Here is a 15,376-nt window from a genome sequence, read left to right as displayed (position 1 = left end):
CGGACGGCATCGCGACGCACCTGTCTGATCCCCACACGTGCGGCACTTCTGCGCACGCGCGGCGCATCTGTGCGCAGCATCCGCACGAAACTGCAGCACTGACCAGACACGCGTGCCCGACCCACCCCGTGCGCTGCCACCTTACACAGGACCGGGTTTCCTCCCCTACGCGAGCGTTCGGGCGCGCATCCACCTCCGCACTGCCCGCGAGGATGACGCGCGCCCCGCGATCCGAGGATGCTGTCGTGCGCCCACTGCCCGAGATCGACACGATCCGCCGTTCCGAGCGGATGGAACCGTTGGATAATCGTCGCCTGCGGCGCGCCCTGGACGAGGGCACCTGGGTAAAGGTCGCACCCGGGGCGTTTGTCCGCTCCGATCACTGGCTCATGCTCACCCCAATCGAGCGCCACCGCGTGCGTGTTCACGAAGTCGCGCGTCGTCTTGAGCCCGGCGCCGTCATCTCGCATGCGGCGGCGGCAGCGGAGCACGGCATCGACATGTTGGATCCCTGGCCAGAGGCCGTCGATGTGACCTGCGGGCCTGCAACGGGCGGGCGCTCCAGCGGCGTCGTTCGCCGCCACACCCGCGACCGGCGGACGCTCGAGGTGATGCCATTCGGTCGTCACATGATCACGACGCCGGCACAGACCGCGCTTGATCTCGCCCGCTCGCTTCGGTTTCTTCCCGCCGTCGCCAGCGTCGATCAAGCGATCTGGGCGGATCGGCCGGGTGGAGAACTCACCGACATCGACACCATTCACGAGCTGTGGACTCGCGATGCGCACCACCGCGGACAGGTCCGAGCTCTACGGGTGCTGTCGTTCGCGGAACGCGGAGCGGCGAACGTTCGCGAATCTCACTGCCGGGTCGAGCTCGCACGCCTGGGGTTCCCTCGACCCCGGCTGCAAGAGCGGCGCATGTTGCGGACCGGAAGACTCGTGTTCGCGGACTTCTACTTTCCCGAGGCTGATCATTGGGGCGAGTTCGACGGCGAAGGGAAGTACCGGGATGCCGCGCTCCGTCGCCCAGGTCACGATGCAGCCGACGCGGTGATCGACGAGAAGAACCGGGAGAACGAGATTCGACGTGAAGTGCGTGGATTCTCGCGGTGGGACCGCACGGATGTTGAGCGTCCGCGTCGCCTCTACGACATCCTCACGGGCGACGGACTGCGCAGCGCACTGCCGCGCCCCTGACCGCTCGCCGCCGAGCGGAGCACGCACGCGTGTTCGCTGGCTGCCGGCATCCGTATGCGGTAGTTGTGTGCAGCCGCTGTGCTTCTATCCGCCGCAGCTGCACATTTCTGCCGCACTCGAGGGATCACCGGACGACGAACATCACCAGCTGACCGGGAGCGCCTTCCCCTCTTCATAGCCGGCAGCGGACTGCAGGCCGACGAGGGCCCGCTCGTGGAACTCGGGGACCGAGGCGGCGCCGGCGTAGGTGAACGACGAGCGAACGCCGGAGGTGATCATGTCGATGAGGTCTTCGAGGCCCGGGCGCTGCGGGTCGAGATAGATCTTCGACGACGAGATGCCTTCGGCGAACAGCTCTTTACGGGCGCGCTCGTAGGCGTCCAGGCGACCGAATCGAGCCTGGACGGCCTTGGTCGACGCCATTCCCCACGACTCCTTGTAGAGGCGTCCAGCTGCGTCGCGTTGGAGGGTCCCGGGGGCTTCGATCGTCCCGGCGAACCACGAACCGATCATGACGGATGCCGCGCCGGCTGCCAGCGCGAGGGCGACGTCGCGCGGGTAGCGCACTCCGCCGTCAGCCCACACGTGAGCACCGGCGGTGCGAGCGGCGAGCGCAGTCTCGTGGACAGCCGAGAACTGCGGTCGCCCCACGGCGGTCATCATGCGCGTCGTGCACATCGCCCCCGGTCCGACACCGACCTTGATGATGTTTGCACCGGCCGCAACCAGGTCGTCGACGCCGGCGCTGGTGACCACGTTGCCCGCCACGAGCGGAACACCGAGATCGAGAGCCGACACTGTTCGCAGCGCCGCCAGCATCCCCTCTTGATGTCCGTGCGCGGTATCGAGGACGAGAACATCGACACCCGCGGCCACGAGCGCTCGCGCCTTGCCCGCGACGTCCCCGTTGATTCCCACGGCTGCCGCGACGATCAGGCGACCGTCTCGGTCAACGGCGGGCCGGTACAGCGTCGCGCGCAGGGCACTCCGACGCGAGAGCGTGCCGACGACCTGTCCGTGGTGCACGACGCAGACGATCTCGGCGTCGGCGGCGACGATCACGTCGAACGCGTGCCGAGCCGACTCGATGTCATCAGCGTCCACCGACGCGGGTCGTCCACGGGCGAGATCGCCCAGCCGAGCGTCAGGGAGGGCAGATCCGAGTCGGACAGCGGTGACGATGCCCTGAACGTCTTCGATCATGAGACGGTCGGCGGGCTGCGCGACGATCACCCCGTAGCCCTCCGTCGGGGGAAGCAGCGTCGTTGCGTCGGCAACCGTCGCGTCGGGGGGAAGCACCAGCGGGGTGTCCCAGGCAGCGGGCTGGTCCTTGACCCAGCGGATCGCGGCGTCCAGCTCCTGCAGAGGCAGGTCCTGCGGAAGAACGCCGAGACCGCCCCGGCGCGCGAGCGTCGCGGCAAGGCGCGCACCCGTGACCGAGTTCATGTTCGCCGAGACCAGTGGGACGGTGGCCGCGGTCCCATCCCGCGGTGACAGGTCCACCTCGAGTCGGCTGCCCACCCCCGATCGGCGAGGAACGAGGAAGACGTCCGAGTAGGTCAGGTCGAAGGCCGGCGCATCACCGTAGAACTCCATGTGCGCCAAGCGTACCGGTCAATGATCTCAGCGGAATCGTGACCAATTCGCGGCGCAGCCCAGGGTTCGGATGGCCTGCCGGGGTGTTCAGACGGACTACGCTGGACTGTTGAACGACGCGGGCGCGACGACGATGGTCCGCGACGACAATCGTGACGAAAGCGGGCGATCTAACGTGTCGAGTCAGGTGACCGGCGTCGGAGTGTCGAACGAAAGTGAGTTCGGTGCCAACGAGTGGCTCGTTGAAGAGCTCTACGAACAGTTCCGGCAAGACCGCAACTCCGTAGATAAGGCCTGGTGGCCGGTACTTGAGGCCTACCACTCCGCAGCCGAGAACGGCGCCAAGCCCTCCGAAGAGAGCGCAGCTGCGAAGCCGTCGTCGAACGATGCGCATCCGGTGACCGCACCCACGCCCGTGATCGGCTCGCAGCCCGTAGCGCGCACGACCGCGCGGCCTGCCTCCGCCCAACCGATTCCGGCGCAGGCCCCTGACACCGCGCGCGCCGCATCGGACGCCTCGCCGTCCGAGGACACGGTGACGGTCCTCAAGGGGATGCCGAAGACTCTCGCGGCGAACATGGATGAGTCGCTCACTGTTCCCACCGCGACGAGCGTGCGCACCGTCCCCGCCAAGCTCATGATCGACAACCGGATCGTGATCAACAATCACATGGCGCGCACCCGCGGCGGAAAGGTGAGCTTCACGCACCTCATCGGGTGGGCGATCATCCGCGCTCTCACCGAGTTCCCCAGCCAAAACGTGTTTTACGCAGAGATCGACGGCAAGCCGTCAGTTGTCGCGCCAGCCCATGTGAACCTCGGTATCGCGATCGACCTCCCGAAGCCCGACGGCACGCGGGCACTGCTTGTGCCAAGCATCAAGCACGCCGACACCCTCACTTTCGCCGAGTACCTGGCTGCCTACGAAGACCTGGTCTCCCGCGCCCGCAAGAACAAGCTCACCGCGGCGGACTTCCAGAACACGACGATCTCGCTCACCAACCCCGGCGGCATCGGTACCGTGCACTCGGTCCCGCGCCTCATGAAGGGGCAGGGATGCATCGTCGGCGCCGGCGCACTCGAGTACCCAGCCGAGTTCCAGGGCGCGAGTGAGAAGACCCTCAACGAGTTGGCGATCGGCAAGACGATCACCCTCACGAGCACGTACGACCACCGTGTCATACAGGGTGCCGGCTCGGGAGAGTTCCTCAAGAAGGTCCACGAGTTGCTCATCGGTGAGCGCCACTTCTACGAAGACATCTTCGCGGAGCTGCGCATCCCCTATGCGCCGATCCACTGGAATGCCGACATCAACGTCGACATCGCCGAGCGAATCGACAAGACCGCTCGCGTTCAAGAGCTGATCAACAGCTTCCGCGTTCGCGGCCACCTCATGGCCGACATCGACCCGCTCGAATACAAGCAGCGCACTCACCCCGACCTCGAGATCGAGTCGCACGGACTCACGTTCTGGGACCTCGACCGAGAGTTCGTCACCAACGGCTTCGGGGGCAAGCGCACGATGAAGCTGCGCGAGGTTCTCGGTGTACTTCGTGATTCGTACTGCCGCACGATCGGCATCGAGTACATGCACATTCAGGACCCGGAGCAGCGGGCCTGGTTCCAGCAGAACCTCGAGGTCAAGTACACCAAGCCGGGCCACGACGAGCAGCTGCGCATCCTCAGCAAGCTCAACGAAGCTGAGGCTTTTGAGACGTTCTTGCAGACCAAGTACGTCGGCCAGAAGAGGTTCAGCCTCGAGGGCGGCGAGTCCCTCATTCCGCTCCTGGATGAGATCCTGCAGGGCGCAGCCGAAACCGGTCTCGACGGAGCCACGATCGGAATGGCGCACCGTGGGCGACTGAACGTCCTGACCAACGTTGCCGGCAAGACCTACGGACAGGTCTTCCGCGAGTTCGAGGGACGCGTCGCGATCGGTTCCAAGCGTGGCTCCGGCGACGTGAAGTACCACCTCGGGACCGAGGGCACCTTCGTCGCTGACGGCGGTGAAGAGCTTCCGGTGTATTTGGCGGCCAACCCGTCGCACCTCGAGACCGTCGATGGCGTCCTTGAGGGAATCACGCGGGCCAAGCAGGATCGGATGCCGCTGGGTTCGTTCTCGTGGTTGCCCATCCTCATCCACGGTGACGCGGCCTTCGCCGGCCAGGGCGTCGTGGTCGAGACCCTGCAGATGTCGCAGTTGCGCGCCTACCGCACCGGCGGCACCGTGCATGTCGTGGTCAACAACCAGGTCGGTTTCACGACGCTGCCGCAGGATGGCCGAACCTCGGTCTACGCGACGGATGTCGCAAAGACGATCCAGGCGCCCATCCTCCACGTCAATGGCGATGACCCCGAGGCCGTGGTCCGAGTCGCCCAGGTCGCCTTCGCCTACCGCGAGCGGTTCCACCGGGATGTCGTGATCGACCTGGTCGTGTATCGCCGCCGCGGACACAACGAGGGTGACGACCCCTCGATGACCCAGCCACTGATGACGAACCTCATCGAGGCGAAGCGGTCGGTGCGCCGCCTGTACACCGAGTCGCTCGTGGGACGCGGCGACATCACCGAAGAGCAGTACGAGCAGGCCAAGAAGGACTTCCAGGATCGGCTGGAGCAGGCGTTCGCCGAGACGCATGCTGCCGAGACCGGTTCTTCTCAGGTGGCGAGCGCCCCGATGACCGGCTCGATCGACACGATCGGCGAACCCGAGACAACGGGAGTTTCGCGCGATGTCGTGCAACTCATCGGAGACGCGTTCGTCAACAAACCCGATGGCTTCACGGTGCATCAGAAGCTGCAGCAGCTGCTTGACAAGCGCCAGGACATGAGCCGCAACGGCGGCATCGACTGGGCGTTCGGCGAGCTCCTCGCGTTCGGCTCCCTCCTCGTGGAGGGAACGAACGTCCGCATGGTCGGCCAGGACTCGCGACGAGGGACCTTCGTGCAGCGTCACGCCGTGTTCCACGACCGCGCGAACGGTCAGGAGTGGCTGCCGCTGGTGAACCTGTCGCAGTCGCAGGGCAGGTTCTGGATCTACGACTCGCTCCTCAGCGAGTACGCCGCGATGGGCTTCGAGTACGGATATTCCGTCGAACGCTCCGACACGCTCGTGCTGTGGGAAGCGCAGTTCGGCGACTTCGCGAACGGGGCCCAGTCCGTGATCGACGAGTTCATCTCGTCAGCTGACCAGAAGTGGGGTCAGCAGTCGAGCGTCGTCCTGCTGCTGCCGCACGGATACGAAGGTCAGGGCCCCGATCACTCGTCGGCCCGCATCGAGCGGTACCTGCAGATGTGCGCCCAGGACAACATGATCGTTGCGCGCCCATCGACACCGGCCTCCTACTTCCACCTGCTTCGCCGTCAGGCGTACGCGCGTCCGCGGCGGCCCCTCGTCGTGTTCACTCCGAAGGCGATGTTGCGCCTTCGTGGTGCGACAAGCCCCGTCGAGGACTTCGTGGGAGGCCGGTTCCAGCCGGTGCTCGACGATGATCGCGGGATCGACAAGAGCGCTGTCAAGCGGGTCCTGCTCCACGCCGGGAAGATCCACTGGGATCTGCGGTCGGAGCTCGAGAAGAACCCCAACCCTGAGATCGCCCTGGTGCGGTTGGAGCAGTTCTACCCCGCGCCGGTCGAGCACCTCAACCGCGTCATCGACGAGTACCCGAACGCCGAGTTGGTGTGGGTGCAGGACGAGCCCGAGAACCAGGGCGCGTGGCCCTTCATCGCCCTCGAAGTGGTCAAGCACCTGCACGGTCGCACGATCCGTCGGGTCTCGCGTGCTGCCGCGGCATCCACCGCGACGGGTTCCCCCAAGGTGCATGCCGCTGAGCAGGCGGCGATCATGCAGAAGGCGCTCACCCTCTGAACGTCACCGTGCTGGTCAATCCGGCGGCTCGAGCCGGAACGGGTGGCACGATCGCGACCAGGGCTGCCGAGCGACTTCGCGAGCACGGCATTCGCGCGACCTTGATCAGCGGTGGCAGCGCTGTCGAGTCGACGGAGTTGCTGCGCGAGGCGGTGCGCCTCGGAACTGACGCCGTAGCCGTGGCTGGCGGTGACGGGACGGTGTCCCTTGCGATGCAGGTTCTGGCCCACAGCACGACACCTCTCGGCATCATCCCGGCGGGGACGGGCAACGACCTGGCCGACATGCTCGGCATCCGCGAGCTGCACCCCGACGAAGCTGCCGACGCGATCGTCGGCGGGCTGACTCGCGATATCGACCTCGCGCGCATCAGTCGACACGGCGAGCCGGAGGTCTACTTCGGATCGGTCCTGGCCAGCGGCTTCGACTCGCGTGTCAACGACCGGGCCAACCGGATGCGGTGGCCTCGCGGCTCGTCGCGATACACCATCGCCATTCTGCGAGAGTTGGTAGGGCTACGTAGCTTCGCATACGAGATCGAACTGACGGATGCCGCGGGCAGCGTGACCCGGCACGATGGCGCCCTCCTGATGGCAGCCGTTGCCAACGGGACCAGCTACGGCGGGGGTGTTCAGATCGCGCCTCGCGCAGATCCCGCCGATGGGGAACTGGATGTCGGCCTTGTTCGCCCGACCCATCGCGCGCGCTTTCTTCGACTGCTCCCCCGTGTCTACCGCGGAACGCACGGAGATGTCCCCGAAGTGAGCATGTACCGGGCTCGGATGATCCGCCTCAGCGCGCCGGGCGTCACCGCCTACGCCGACCGCGACCCGATCGGGCCCCTGCCGGTCCAGATCGACGTCGTTCCCCGGGCGCTTCGTGTTTTCGTGCCTGCGAACTAAGCGCTCGACGCACCCTTCGAGGCCAGCTCTGTGTCGTGCACAGCCTGTACCGCGCGCAGCTTTGCCATGACCTGATCGCGAAGCTCCTCGGGCGCAGTCTCCTTGCACGCCCGAGCAACAGCCTCGGTGAGCGTCGTGGCCACGAGCGCTTCGTCGCGGCAGGCCGGACAGTGCTCAAGGTGCTCGCGGATGTCGGCATGCTCGGTCTTGCACACTTCGTTGCGCAGGTACTCCTCCAAGTCCCGCGTGGCTTTGGCGCAACCGCAATCGGTCATGTGTCGCTCCTCGATACGGCGACCGAGATCCCCCGCTCGGTCGCATATTCGGCCAGCAGCTCCCGCAGCATCCGTCTGCCACGGTGCAGACGGCTCATCACGGTGCCGATGGGGGTTTTCATGATGTCGGCGATCTCCTGATACGCAAAGCCTTCGACGTCGGCGAGATACACCGCGAGCCGGAAGTCCTCGGGAATCGACTGCAGCGCGTCCTTCACGACGGATGCCGGCATATGGTCGATTGCTTCAGCTTCTGCCGACCGCGTGCGGGACGATGTCGTGGACTCCGCTCCGCCGAGCTGCCAGTCTTCGAGATCCTCGATGGCGCTCTGGTACGGCTCACGCTGCTTCTTGCGGTACGTGTTGATGTACGCGTTGGTCAGGATGCGGTAAAGCCACGCCTTCAGGTTCGTGCCCTGAGTGAAGCTCGACCACGATGCGTACGCCTTGACGAAGGTCTCCTGCACAAGGTCTGCAGCATCCGCGGGGTTCCGTGTCATTCGCATCGCAGCCGCGTAGAGCTGGTCCATGAACGGCAGGGCCTGCTCTTCGAACTGCGCGCGCGGGTCGGCCGGCGCCTCGGCCTGATCAGTCATCACGCGCCAGTCTACGTCCGGCGCCATAGCGATCGTCATCGGGCTCCTTCCGTCCCTCATTAGGCTAGGAACCGATGAGCGGCGAAAGATATTCCACCCCGACCGGCTTGGGAGAGTCCGGTTGGTCGGCTCCGCGCGCCTCGGGAGCACTCACCGCCCGTTTGGCAGTTCCCGGATCCAAGTCGCTCACGAACCGCGAATTGATCCTCTCGGCGATCGCCGATTCTCCGAGCACGCTCCACGCTCCGCTGCACTCCGACGACTCCGTCCGCATGGTTGCGGCCCTCACGGCGCTGGGTATCCAGATCGAGAGCGTGGAGGGCGAGAGCCCCTTCGGGCCCGACCTGATCGTCACGCCTCCCAGCGGATCCGGCTCGGTCGGTGCGTCCTCCTCGGGGCTTCGCGGTGCGACAGTCGACTGCGGTCAGGCCGGCACCGTCATGAGGTTCATCGCGGGCATTGCCGGGCTGGCCGAGGGCGATGTCACACTGACTGCGCATGAGAGCGCGCTGCACCGGCCCATGGGAGCCATGATCACGGCCCTTCGTGACGTGGGCGTCGACGTCGACGACGAGGGCCGTTGGGCACTCCCTTTCCAGGTGCGGGGGCACGGACACATCCGCGGCGGCGAAGTCGTCATCGACGCGAGCGCCTCAAGCCAGTTCGTTTCCGGGATGCTGCTCGCAGCTCCCCGTTTCGACACGGGTCTCCACCTCATTCACTCGGGGTCACGCCTGCCGAGCATGCCGCACATCGATATGACCATCGAGTGCCTCGCGAACCGCGGCGTGCATGTGGAGCGGCCCTCGCCGCGCGAGTGGATCGTTCCCCCGCAGCCCCCGCGCGGAAAGACGGTGGCCATCGAACCCGACCTGTCCAACGCCGCTCCGTTCCTGGCAGCTGCCATGGTCACCGGAGGGAGCGTCACGATCACCGGGTGGCCCGCGCACTCGACACAGCCCGGCGTCATGCTCGCCACGATCCTGCACGAAATGGGGGCCCGCGTCACGCGCCGCGGTGGCGCCCTCACCGTCGCTGCGGGGCGCGGCATCCGTGGCATCGAGATCGACCTGTCGGCGGCGAGTGAGCTGACACCCACGATCGTGGGGCTGGCCGCATTCGCCCCGGAACCGACGACAATCACGGGAGTCGGGCACATTCGCGGCCACGAGACCGACCGCATCGCTGCGCTCGTCGGCAACCTGCGGGCGCTCGGCGGAGCCGCAGAAGAGCTCGAGGACGGCCTGCGAATCCTGCCTCAGCCGCTCCACGGCGGGGTGTGGCAGGCGTTCCATGACCACCGTATTGCGACGACCGGCGCGCTGATCGGCCTCGCCGTCGGCGGAGTCGTGGTCGACGACATCGGGACCACAGCGAAGACGATGCCGCAGTTCCCCGAGCTCTGGACCTCCATGCTCGAAGGGAACGGCGCGGAGTGAGCTGGCTCGGGGACGTCGATGATGACGATGAACTCGGCATGGACGAGAGCGATATCCGCGTCAGGCCGAACCCCAAGGCCAACCGGCCGCGCACCAAGCGCCGCCCCAGCCACGCGGATGCCGAGATCGCGCGGGTCCTGGGGGTGGACCGCGGCCGCTACACCGTGCTCGTCGGCGAAGACACTGGCGCCGAACGCCAGGTTACCGCCGCCCGCGCTCGCGAACTTCACCGCACCGCGATCGTCACCGGTGACCGCGTCCGGGTTGTGGGAGACACCTCGGGAGACGAGGGAACTCTCGGCAGGATCGTGGGCATCGAACCCCGCACGTCTCTCCTTCGCCGAAGCGCCGACGACACCGATCAGGTCGAGCGCGTCATCGTCGCCAACGCCGATCAGATGCTCATCGTGATCGCCGCCGCCGACCCGGAGCCGCGCCCCCGGCTGGTGGACCGCTACCTGGTGGCAGCACTGGATGCCGGTATCCGCCCCCTGATGGTCATCACCAAGACCGACCTTTCGGACCCAGAGGAGTTTCTGTCGCACTTCGCGGGCCTCGACCTCGAGGTCTTCACCAGTGCGCGCTCTGACATGCCCCTGGAGCGGATCGGTGCCGCGCTCGTCGGCCACAGCACAGTGTTCGTCGGGCACTCCGGCGTGGGTAAGTCCACCCTTGTCAACGCTCTGGTCCCGAGCGCCGAGCGGGCGACGGGACATGTCAACGAGGTCACCGGTCGGGGACGACACACGTCGAGTTCGACGGTCTCGCTGCGCTACGAGGCACCGTCGGGCACGGGATGGGTGGTCGACACCCCCGGCGTGCGCTCCTTCGGGCTCGGTCACGTCGATCCCGACAATATCCTGCGGGCGTTCACCGACCTTGCCGAGGTCGCACGCGAGTGTCCGCGTGGGTGCACTCACCTGCCCGACGCGCCCGATTGCGCCATCGAAGAGGCTGTGGCGGCGGGACGCCTCGGGCCCGGGGCGGCAGCGCGGCTGGATTCACTGCAGCGTCTGCTCACGACGTTCTCTGACCGCCCCTGATACGCCTCGCGCCGCAGCATCCATGTCACGTGCAACCGCACCGGCTGATGGTGGCCCGCGCCGGGCGCACGGCTCTAGGGTGGATTCATGACAGTGCGTCTAGAACCCGGCACCGCTGCACCCGACTTCACCCTCCTGAACCAGGATGAGAGTGATGTCTCGCTTCACGACCTGCGCGGCCAGGGCCTCATCCTCTTCTTCTACCCGCAGGCGATGACACCCGGCTGCACGACGGAGGCTTGCGACTTCCGCGACAGTGTCGAGCCGCTTCGCGCCGCCGGTTACGTGGTGCTCGGCATCTCGCGCGACGCTCCCGCCAAGCTGCGGGCGTTCCGCGAACGCGACGCGCTTCCGTACGACCTACTGAGCGACCCCGACCGTTCCGTGCACGAGGCCTACGGAGCGTGGGGCGAGAAGACGATGTACGGCAAGACGACAGAAGGTGTGCTGCGCTCGACCTTCGTCCTCGACGAGAAGGGCGTCATCACGCACGCGCTCTACAACGTCAAGGCGACGGGGCACGTAGCCCGTATCCGCGGTCTGCTCGGTCTCTAGTCTTCCCGCGCCGGCGGGGCCGCGCCGCGAACGGCGATCACCAAGAGGACGAGGGCGATGACGGCTGGGATCGCGATTGCAACGCCGGTGACCGGATGCGCATACTGGCCTGTTGCGGCTCCCAGCGCCACCGCGAGGATCAGCAGTTGTGCCACGATCGCTCCCGAGCGACCCCATGACAGTCCCCGCCAGGTGGCGACACCGAACACCGCGACGATCGCCGCCCCGGCCAGCGTCAGCACGATCAGGGCGATCGCGCTGTCGAGTGCCGCCGTGTCCCCGGTGATGACCGCGACGATCTCCCAGACGGCGAGTGCGCCGATTCCCGCCCCTTCCAATAGCACGATCACGCCCGCTGCTCGAGCGGCAATCATCGAGCGCACCATGGACCTCCCGACCACTCTCGGCCCGTACACAACGTTCTTGCAACGTCCTCACGGATGAACCCTTGATTCGGGTGAACGGCTGTGGGACGATGGGTAAAGCCGTGTGCTCCCACAAGGTCGTGGGACGAGACATCTTCTCGTACACCTCACAGAGTATCCGACCGCCCGGTGGCCCGATGCTCATTCCCCATCAAGGAGCACCCCCTATGGATTGGCGCGACAAGGCCGCCTGCTTGACTGTCGACCCCGAGCTGTTCTTCCCGGTAGGAAACACCGGTCCAGCCGTCGACCAAATCGAGAAGGCGAAATCCGTGTGCGCCCGGTGCACCGTCACCGAAATCTGCCTGCAGTACGCGCTGGAGTCCGGTCAGGACTCGGGCGTGTGGGGTGGCCTCTCCGAAGACGAGCGCCGCGCCCTCAAGCGCCGCGCTGCCCGGGCTCGCCGCGCCAGCTGAGCCACTCGGCGCGCTGGCCTGAGACCGGAGGCCGTGCTCAGTCCAGCGCGATGTAGCGGAGCGGGATGTCGATCGTGACTTCCGTACCGCTTCCGACGAGCGTGTGCCAGTCGATCGTGCCGCCGAGTTCTCCCTGGATGAGCGTCCGAACGATCTGCGTGCCCAGCCCTCGGCCGACTTGGCCCTCCGGCAGGCCGACGCCGTTGTCACGAACACGCACCAGGAGCCGCTCGGGGTCGCGCTCGGCCTCGATCTCGACGTCGCCTTCCTTCCCGGCGAGGCCGTGCTCGACAGCGTTGGTCACCAGCTCGGTGAGGGCCAGCGCCAGGGGCGTGGCGTACTCGCTCGGGAGGGTGCCGAAGCGTCCCACAGACCGGGTCCGCGCGCGTGTCGTGGGTGCAGCAGCCACCTCGGCGACGAGTTTGAGAACACGATCGAAGACATCGTCGAAATCGACGCGCTGAGTGAGTCCCTCTGAGAGGGTGTCGTGCACGACGGCGATCGCCGAGACGCGTCGCATCGCCTGCGTCAGCGCTTCTCGGGCCTCTTCGGTGTGCGAACGGCGAGCCTGGATGCGAAGGAGCGACGCGACAGTCTGCAGATTGTTCTTGACCCGGTGGTGGATCTCGCGAATCGTCGCGTCCTTGGTGATGAGCTCTTGCTCCTGGTGTCGCAATTCGGTGACATCGCGGCACAGCACGATCGCCCCGATGCGGGTCCCGTGGTCGCGCAGGGGGATCGTCCGCAGGCTCACCGTCACACCACGCGCCTCGATGTCGGCACGCCAGGGTGCCCTCCCCGTCACGACCAGGGGAAGCGACTCGTCGAACTGGCGCTTCTCGGGAAGGATCTCCGTGGTCACCTCGACGAGGGATTCGCCTTCGAGCTCATCCTCGAACCCCATGCGATTGAAGGCCGAGAGAGCGTTGGGGCTCGCGAAGGTCACCGTCCCATCGACGTCGAGGCGCACGAGTCCGTCAGAGGCTCTCGGAGCGCCCCGACGCGGAGCGGTCGGTGCGCTGAGATCCGGAAAGTCGCCCGAGGCGACCATTCCGAACAGGTCGTCGGCGCACTCGTTGAAGGTGATCTGCTGGCGCGAAGGAGTGCGTGTCTCCCCAAGATTGGTGTGGCGCGTCAGGACTCCCAGCGTGGTGCGACCGGAGCCGGACCCTCGCACGATCGGTACCGCGCGGACCCGGGTCGGGGTCTCTTCGAACCAGTCAGGGGATGCCGAGTCGACGATCATTCCCGAGAAGAACGCCTCGCGAATCTGGGTCCGCCACTGGGGTCGGACGGGGTCTCCGACGATGTCCCGATAAAACAGGGTCGCGGCGCCGCTGGGCCGGGCGTGGCCGACAGCGACGAACGAGTCATCTGCCGTCGGAACCCAGATGACGATGTCGGCGAAAGCGAGATCGGCCAGCAACTGACCGTCCCCGGCCAGGCGGTGGAGCCATTCGACATCCGCGCCGGTGGAACGCCCCTGGTCATAGACGAGATCGCTGAGGGTCGACATCGTTTCAGCCTAGAGCCCCAGCGTGGATGCTCGAACTACGCAGCTTTGCGAGTGTCGACGGCGAGCGCCTCGCTCACGAAGCGCCGCACGCCGGACACGATCGGCGATCTCCGGGCAACGTCCGCGATCGGACGGGCGGCCAGGAGCGCAGCATCGGCCGAGCGCGGATCTTGCGGCACGAACCACACGTCACGGATGCCGGCGAACCGGTCGAGACTTCGGCGTACCTGGCCGCGGGCGTCGATGCCCAGGGAGCCCGGGCGCAGCCGGTTGGCGACCACCGCGATCGGTGTCGCTCCCACTGTCTCGCGCAGCTGCGCGTAGCCGCGAACGAAACGGCTGATACCGACGGGATCCGCACCGGCCACGGCGACGACGAGATCGGCTTCCTGGAGGGCGGCGATCGTTGCGGCGTTGCGCCTGCCACCGGCGAGATCGCTCACGATCTCTTCGTCACGGTCCAGGGGCGCCGCCACGTCGACCACGGTGTCATCCACCCACTCGCGGCATATGGAGAGCGCGGCACGTACGCGATCCTCGCGCAGCTCCGGCCAACGCGAAGGCCGATTGATGCCGGCCAGAACCTGTGGCCCCCGCCCGAGCCGAAGCGCGATTCGGTCCAGTTCGGCGACATCCAGGGCGCCACGGTTCACCTGTCGGCATGCGGCGGCGAACCCCGGACCTTCATCGGGCAGGCCGAGCGCCAGCGCTATCGAGGGCGCGTGGGAGTCGGCATCGATCAGCGCCACATCGCGGTCGCGGGCGAGCTCCACCGCGAGCTCGATCGCTATCGTCGATCGCCCGGGCGACCCTGCCGCACCCCATACTGCGATGACTCGGCGCCTGTTCCGGGGAACCGGCGCGACGGGCAGCGGGTCTCGGAGGGCACGCACGAGCTCGCGCCCGGAAGCCCGTGGCGACATCGGCACGCCGAGCCCGAACGCCTGAGCCAGGCGCGCCGGTGTCTCACCGTCCCCCACGGGGGCGATCCGGATTCCCTCCCGATCGCAAGCGGTCACGAGCTCACGTGTGAGTGTGTCGTGGCGCGCAGCGACGACGAGAAGCTCCAGCTCCTCGTCACCGGCACCCCGGACACCACCGCGAGCGGCGGCGAGACCGGGTGTCGTGGCCGGCGTTGCGTGCGCGTCCCATCCGAGCCGCGAGAGCTCTTCGGCCAGCCGCGTCGCGTGTGGCTCGTCCAGCGCGATCAGCGCTCTCATTGCAGCCCCGGGGTCCAGGGGATGACCGAGAGCGCGGAGCCGTCGGCGATTGCAGCGAGCGCGGCAGCGACATCGGCGCGGGGAATCACCAGTTCGACCGCCGCCGTTCCGCCGGCCAGGGGTGAATCATCCCGGGTGACGCTGACGACCGTCGCGTCGGCCACGAGAATGCGTGGCGTATCGAAGCGTGACTGATCAAGACGCGGCGCTGCCCACAACTCGACAGTCGATCCGGCCACGACCGAACCCGGTACCTCGGCTGCGCTGCGGACGACGACCGTCGTGGATCGCGTACTGTCGTCGGTCACGAGAGCGTCGGCGGGCAC

At 67.0% G+C, this 15,376-nt stretch carries 13 protein-coding genes and 1 pseudogene; 7 read left to right on the top strand and 7 right to left on the bottom strand.

From position 1 onward, the window contains the following. Positions 1–245: 245 nt before the first annotated feature. Positions 246–1,199 carry a hypothetical protein gene (locus B4F19_RS04730; RefSeq protein ID WP_292733062.1) on the top strand — a complete coding sequence of 318 codons (954 nt, stop codon included), beginning with the start codon at positions 246–248 and terminating at the stop codon, positions 1,197–1,199. A 141-nt stretch (positions 1,200–1,340) separates the two neighbouring features. Here B4F19_RS04730 and B4F19_RS04725 read toward each other — a convergent pair whose 3' ends face one another. Next, positions 1,341–2,795, bottom strand: a complete 1,455-nt coding sequence (locus tag B4F19_RS04725; RefSeq protein WP_292733060.1) for a GuaB1 family IMP dehydrogenase-related protein — start codon at positions 2,793–2,795, stop codon at positions 1,341–1,343. Between the two features lie 175 nt (positions 2,796–2,970). Here B4F19_RS04725 and B4F19_RS04720 point away from each other — a divergent pair, with 175 nt between their 5' ends. Beyond that, entirely contained in the window at positions 2,971–6,663 is a 3,693-nt protein-coding gene (locus B4F19_RS04720; protein WP_292733140.1) for a multifunctional oxoglutarate decarboxylase/oxoglutarate dehydrogenase thiamine pyrophosphate-binding subunit/dihydrolipoyllysine-residue succinyltransferase subunit, read from the top strand. 8 nt (positions 6,664–6,671) lie between these two features. Continuing rightward, a complete protein-coding gene (locus tag B4F19_RS04715; RefSeq protein WP_292730173.1) occupies positions 6,672–7,565 on the top strand; it encodes a diacylglycerol kinase in 894 nt (297 codons plus the stop codon). Here the strand turns inward: B4F19_RS04715 and B4F19_RS04710 are convergent. Both B4F19_RS04710 and B4F19_RS04705 read right to left on the bottom strand, forming a co-directional pair. Then, positions 7,562–7,840, bottom strand: a complete 279-nt coding sequence (locus tag B4F19_RS04710; protein ID WP_228177606.1) for a zf-HC2 domain-containing protein — start codon at positions 7,838–7,840, stop codon at positions 7,562–7,564. The genes B4F19_RS04715 and B4F19_RS04710 overlap by 4 nt on opposite strands. Then, positions 7,837–8,475: a sigma-70 family RNA polymerase sigma factor gene (locus B4F19_RS04705; RefSeq protein ID WP_374198004.1), complete on the bottom strand. Its 639-nt coding sequence runs from the start codon at positions 8,473–8,475 to the stop codon at positions 7,837–7,839. The genes B4F19_RS04710 and B4F19_RS04705 overlap by 4 nt, the downstream gene beginning before the upstream one ends. 35 nt (positions 8,476–8,510) lie before the next feature. Between B4F19_RS04705 and aroA the strand changes: the two genes are divergently transcribed. The 3 genes from aroA (at position 8,511) to bcp (ending at position 11,473) form a co-directional block, all read left to right on the top strand. Continuing rightward, positions 8,511–9,875 (top strand): 3-phosphoshikimate 1-carboxyvinyltransferase, encoded by a 1,365-nt coding sequence (gene aroA / locus B4F19_RS04700; RefSeq protein ID WP_292730176.1) that lies wholly within the window; start codon positions 8,511–8,513, stop codon positions 9,873–9,875. Next, positions 9,872–10,918 carry a ribosome small subunit-dependent GTPase A gene (rsgA, locus tag B4F19_RS04695; RefSeq protein ID WP_228177603.1) on the top strand — a complete coding sequence of 349 codons (1,047 nt, stop codon included), beginning with the start codon at positions 9,872–9,874 and terminating at the stop codon, positions 10,916–10,918. Before aroA ends, rsgA begins: the two co-directional genes overlap by 4 nt. A gap of 87 nt (positions 10,919–11,005) precedes the next feature. Further along, positions 11,006–11,473 carry a thioredoxin-dependent thiol peroxidase gene (gene bcp / locus B4F19_RS04690; RefSeq protein ID WP_292730179.1) on the top strand — a complete coding sequence of 156 codons (468 nt, stop codon included), beginning with the start codon at positions 11,006–11,008 and terminating at the stop codon, positions 11,471–11,473. Here bcp and B4F19_RS04685 read toward each other — a convergent pair. Further along, entirely contained in the window at positions 11,470–11,847 is a 378-nt protein-coding gene (locus B4F19_RS04685) for a histidine kinase (RefSeq protein WP_228177601.1), read from the bottom strand. The two genes, bcp and B4F19_RS04685, sit on opposite strands and share 4 nt — an antisense overlap. Before the next feature lie 218 nt (positions 11,848–12,065). On the opposite strand from B4F19_RS04685, the gene B4F19_RS04680 reads away from it, so the two are divergent. Beyond that, a complete protein-coding gene (locus tag B4F19_RS04680; RefSeq protein ID WP_019182239.1) occupies positions 12,066–12,314 on the top strand; it encodes a WhiB family transcriptional regulator in 249 nt (82 codons plus the stop codon). Between the two features lie 37 nt (positions 12,315–12,351). On the opposite strand, the gene B4F19_RS04675 is transcribed toward B4F19_RS04680, so the two are convergent. From B4F19_RS04675 to B4F19_RS04665, 3 genes and pseudogenes are all read right to left on the bottom strand, one after another. Next, entirely contained in the window at positions 12,352–13,830 is a 1,479-nt protein-coding gene (locus tag B4F19_RS04675; protein WP_228177600.1) for a sensor histidine kinase, read from the bottom strand. A 35-nt stretch (positions 13,831–13,865) separates the two neighbouring features. Then, entirely contained in the window at positions 13,866–15,050 is a 1,185-nt protein-coding gene (locus B4F19_RS04670) for an AAA family ATPase (RefSeq protein ID WP_228177599.1), read from the bottom strand. Beyond that, positions 15,047–15,376, bottom strand: a pseudogene (locus B4F19_RS04665) (hypothetical protein); the annotation flags it as partial. The pseudogene B4F19_RS04665 and the gene B4F19_RS04670, both read right to left, overlap by 4 nt.

This window comes from Microbacterium sp. UBA1097, from assembly GCF_002313585.1.
In the GTDB taxonomy this organism is placed as follows: Bacteria; Actinomycetota; Actinomycetes; order Actinomycetales; family Microbacteriaceae; genus Microbacterium.
This window is presented reverse-complemented; position numbering and strand designations above follow the sequence as displayed.

Excerpts from the sequence above, each read along its gene's own strand:
- B4F19_RS04725 (WP_292733060.1), bottom strand. The coding sequence starts at position 2,795 with ATGGAGTTCTACGGTGATGCGCCGGCCTTCGACCTGACCTACTCGGAC.
- B4F19_RS04710 (WP_228177606.1), bottom strand. The coding sequence starts at position 7,840 with ATGACCGATTGCGGTTGCGCCAAAGCCACGCGGGACTTGGAGGAGTAC.
- B4F19_RS04705 (WP_374198004.1), bottom strand. The coding sequence starts at position 8,475 with ATGACGATCGCTATGGCGCCGGACGTAGACTGGCGCGTGATGACTGAT.
- aroA (WP_292730176.1), top strand. The coding sequence starts at position 8,511 with ATGAGCGGCGAAAGATATTCCACCCCGACCGGCTTGGGAGAGTCCGGT.
- bcp (WP_292730179.1), top strand. The coding sequence starts at position 11,006 with ATGACAGTGCGTCTAGAACCCGGCACCGCTGCACCCGACTTCACCCTC.
- B4F19_RS04685 (WP_228177601.1), bottom strand. The coding sequence starts at position 11,847 with ATGATTGCCGCTCGAGCAGCGGGCGTGATCGTGCTATTGGAAGGGGCG.
- B4F19_RS04680 (WP_019182239.1), top strand. The coding sequence starts at position 12,066 with ATGGATTGGCGCGACAAGGCCGCCTGCTTGACTGTCGACCCCGAGCTG.
- B4F19_RS04675 (WP_228177600.1), bottom strand. The coding sequence starts at position 13,830 with ATGTCGACCCTCAGCGATCTCGTCTATGACCAGGGGCGTTCCACCGGC.
- B4F19_RS04670 (WP_228177599.1), bottom strand. The coding sequence starts at position 15,050 with ATGAGAGCGCTGATCGCGCTGGACGAGCCACACGCGACGCGGCTGGCC.